We start from the raw sequence: 2,468 nt of genomic DNA, 5'->3' as shown, positions 1-2,468 counted from the left end.
TATCAAGGCTTGAAAACACTCCATAGTAGAACTGACATTCCAAAAAAGAAGGGTAAGAAAAATCCGCTAACGCAAGAAGAAAAAAGGAAAAATAGAGAACTTTCCAGTGCGCGGGTAATGAATGAAAATGGTATTGGGATGCTCAAACGCTTCAAGATCATCTCTGATACATACAGAAACAGGCGTAACAGATTTGGGCTGAGATTCACGCTCATTGCAGGGGTCTATACCATGGAATTAGAACAATGACAGTTTCCGAAGAGGTCTATTGTATGAACTCCAGTCCCATGAAGCTGGGACGCCATTCTGACCCTAGTGACAGTATCCTCGATTGTAAAAGTGTATAAATAACGGAAAACGCTTCAGAATGGGGCATTAATGGGGGAAAAAAGTCGTAACCATCATAATGTAACAAGCACACAAGCTCATCTTTTGAACGCTAAAGTCTAGGCAGCCCATATTCATAATACGGCTGGAGCCTGTTTTGTGTTTCAAGAAGCTTTAAGAAACGATCCAAGGCTTAAAGATGTTTGTTCGGATTCCGGTACAACTGTCTTAAAGCACACACGTGAGATATCGGGGCGCTTGACTCAAGGGGGGGCTTATTTTGGCAAAAAGATTAGGCGTGGAGGGGACATTTCTTGGCTTAATAACTTTCCCAAATGCTTCAAAGAGTATGAATTTTTATCTTTATCTTGATGGTTGAGAACCAATATTATGATTCAACACTGTATTGTATTGATTAGAAGACTTGTATTATTGTAAAGAAAGATTGTAAAAAAGATAGGTCACAATACTGAATCTTCTGTAACAGGGGAGGAGGAAGAAAGTGCCGCTTCCATGAACGGCCACAGTTCTTTTAAAACACCTACGTACACACTCCGTTTAAAGGATGTACAATCAGCGATAAGTTCTTGCTTGTCTATCCATTTCCAAGCCGTAAATTCCGGATGAATTGTAGCATTAAGGTCGATATCTGAGTCTGTTCCAGAAAATAAAAAGCCGTACCAGATTTGTTTTTGACCGTTGAACCAGAGTTTCCAAAGGTTAAATTTTCTAAATGAAAATGGAGGAAAGTCATAAGAATACGCTTGCCGTGTGTGGGTTACCAGCTGACATTGCTCTTGAACCCCCACTTCTTCCCATAGTTCACGCCAAGCAGCTTTTAATGAAGGCTCAGGTTTTTTTTGATAAAAGTCAACACCGCCTTGAGGCATTTGCCATTCAGAATACCCTGTACGCTTTCCAACAAAAATTTTTCCTTGTTTATTGACTAACATAATCCCTACACCAAGACGGTACTTCGGATCTTGTGTATCAGACCCGGATCGCACAAAAGCCTGGAAAAAAAGATGTAATTTGCGTAAAAAACGGAACTTCATAATGAATTCAGAGCAGTAGCATTCCATAGAGCATCGTAAAGCCCAGGATGAGCGGTCACTATATCCGAAGTATCTTCGGCATTTAAATTTCCTTTAAACTGATGGTATATTTTTCCTCCGGCCTCCCTGATAATAATAATTCCAGCTGCACTATCCCAAACTCTAGTAGCATACTCAACGCTTCCATCTAAGCGTCCTGCTGCAACGTAAGCAAGATGCAGGGAAGTACTCCCAAAGGATCGAAATACGGCTTGAGGAAAGCGCTGAAACAATGAAAGAATATGGGTGCATTGATCCGAAGTGTGTCTAGGGCCCGGAAGCGCCATTGCAATATAATTTCTTGGTCTTTTGTGAGCCAGGCGTAACTTGTATTGGTCCAAGAATGCCCCTACTCCCTTTTGAGCCCAAAATACTTCGTCACGAATAGGATCGTAAATGACTCCCATCACAAAATCTTGACGCTCATAAAGAGCCACAGAAATTGTAAAATAAGGAATTCCCTTGGAAAAATTGTTGGATCCATCTAAAGGATCTATAATCCAAAACGGTGCGTCTAGAGTATCACCAGGAATATATCCTCCTTCTTCCATTAAAAACCCATACCCAGGATAGCTTTCTCTAAGACCTTTATAGAGACTTTGTTCAACACGACGTTCTGTACTCGAAAGAAATTTCTTCATACTGGTTTCAGCGCCCTGAAGCTTTGTCACTTCAGAAAAATCTCGCAACAAGTTTCCACTGACTTTGAACATAAGCTGAGTAACAATATTTACAAAAGAGGAGGGAGTTGAAAAAGCGCGCACTAAAACGATACCAAAAATACGTTAAAAAGATTATACAAACAAATTCTTTTAAGTTCAAGCGATTAGGGCGTTTCCATCAAGGCCACCTCATAAAAAATTTTGTTTCAAAATACAGAAAAGTATATCGTCACTCTAGCCCCATCCCATTTTTCTGAACCGCTTGATTGATTGTCCTGGCACATGAGCTTGTTCAGAGCTATATGCCTGATTATTGCCATAGCGTGGGGAGCGTTTTCTTTTCGTATTCTTCTTTGATTTTCTCCAAATGACCTATCTACTACCC

The 2,468-nt window shown here is 40.4% G+C and carries 3 protein-coding genes; 1 reads left to right on the top strand and 2 read right to left on the bottom strand.

The features are described from left to right. On the top strand, nucleotides 1-249 hold a 249-nt coding region (locus tag HCUR_RS00890; RefSeq protein ID WP_165780600.1), incomplete at its 5' end, for a transposase family protein. Between the two features lie 539 nt (nucleotides 250-788). On the opposite strand, the gene HCUR_RS00880 is transcribed toward HCUR_RS00890, so the two are convergent. Together HCUR_RS00880 and HCUR_RS00875 are read right to left on the bottom strand one after the other, a co-directional pair. Then, nucleotides 789-1,382, bottom strand: a complete 594-nt coding sequence (locus tag HCUR_RS00880) for an RNA pyrophosphohydrolase (RefSeq protein ID WP_165780599.1) — start codon at nucleotides 1,380-1,382, stop codon at nucleotides 789-791. Beyond that, nucleotides 1,379-2,185, bottom strand: coding sequence for an inositol monophosphatase family protein (locus HCUR_RS00875; protein WP_165780598.1), 807 nt, complete (start codon nucleotides 2,183-2,185; stop codon nucleotides 1,379-1,381). Before HCUR_RS00875 ends, HCUR_RS00880 begins: the two co-directional genes overlap by 4 nt. Nucleotides 2,186-2,468: the final 283 nt, after the last annotated feature.

It is taken from the genome of Holospora curviuscula (assembly GCF_002930195.1).
Classification (GTDB): Bacteria; Pseudomonadota; Alphaproteobacteria; order Holosporales; family Holosporaceae; genus Holospora; species Holospora curviuscula.
Note: the sequence above shows the minus strand (reverse complement) of the source record. Positions and strands in the feature narration are given on the sequence as shown.

What these genes read in the sequence shown, in the direction of transcription:
- HCUR_RS00880 (WP_165780599.1), bottom strand. Translation starts at nt 1,382, where the DNA reads ATGAAGTTCCGTTTTTTACGCAAATTACATCTTTTTTTCCAGGCTTTT.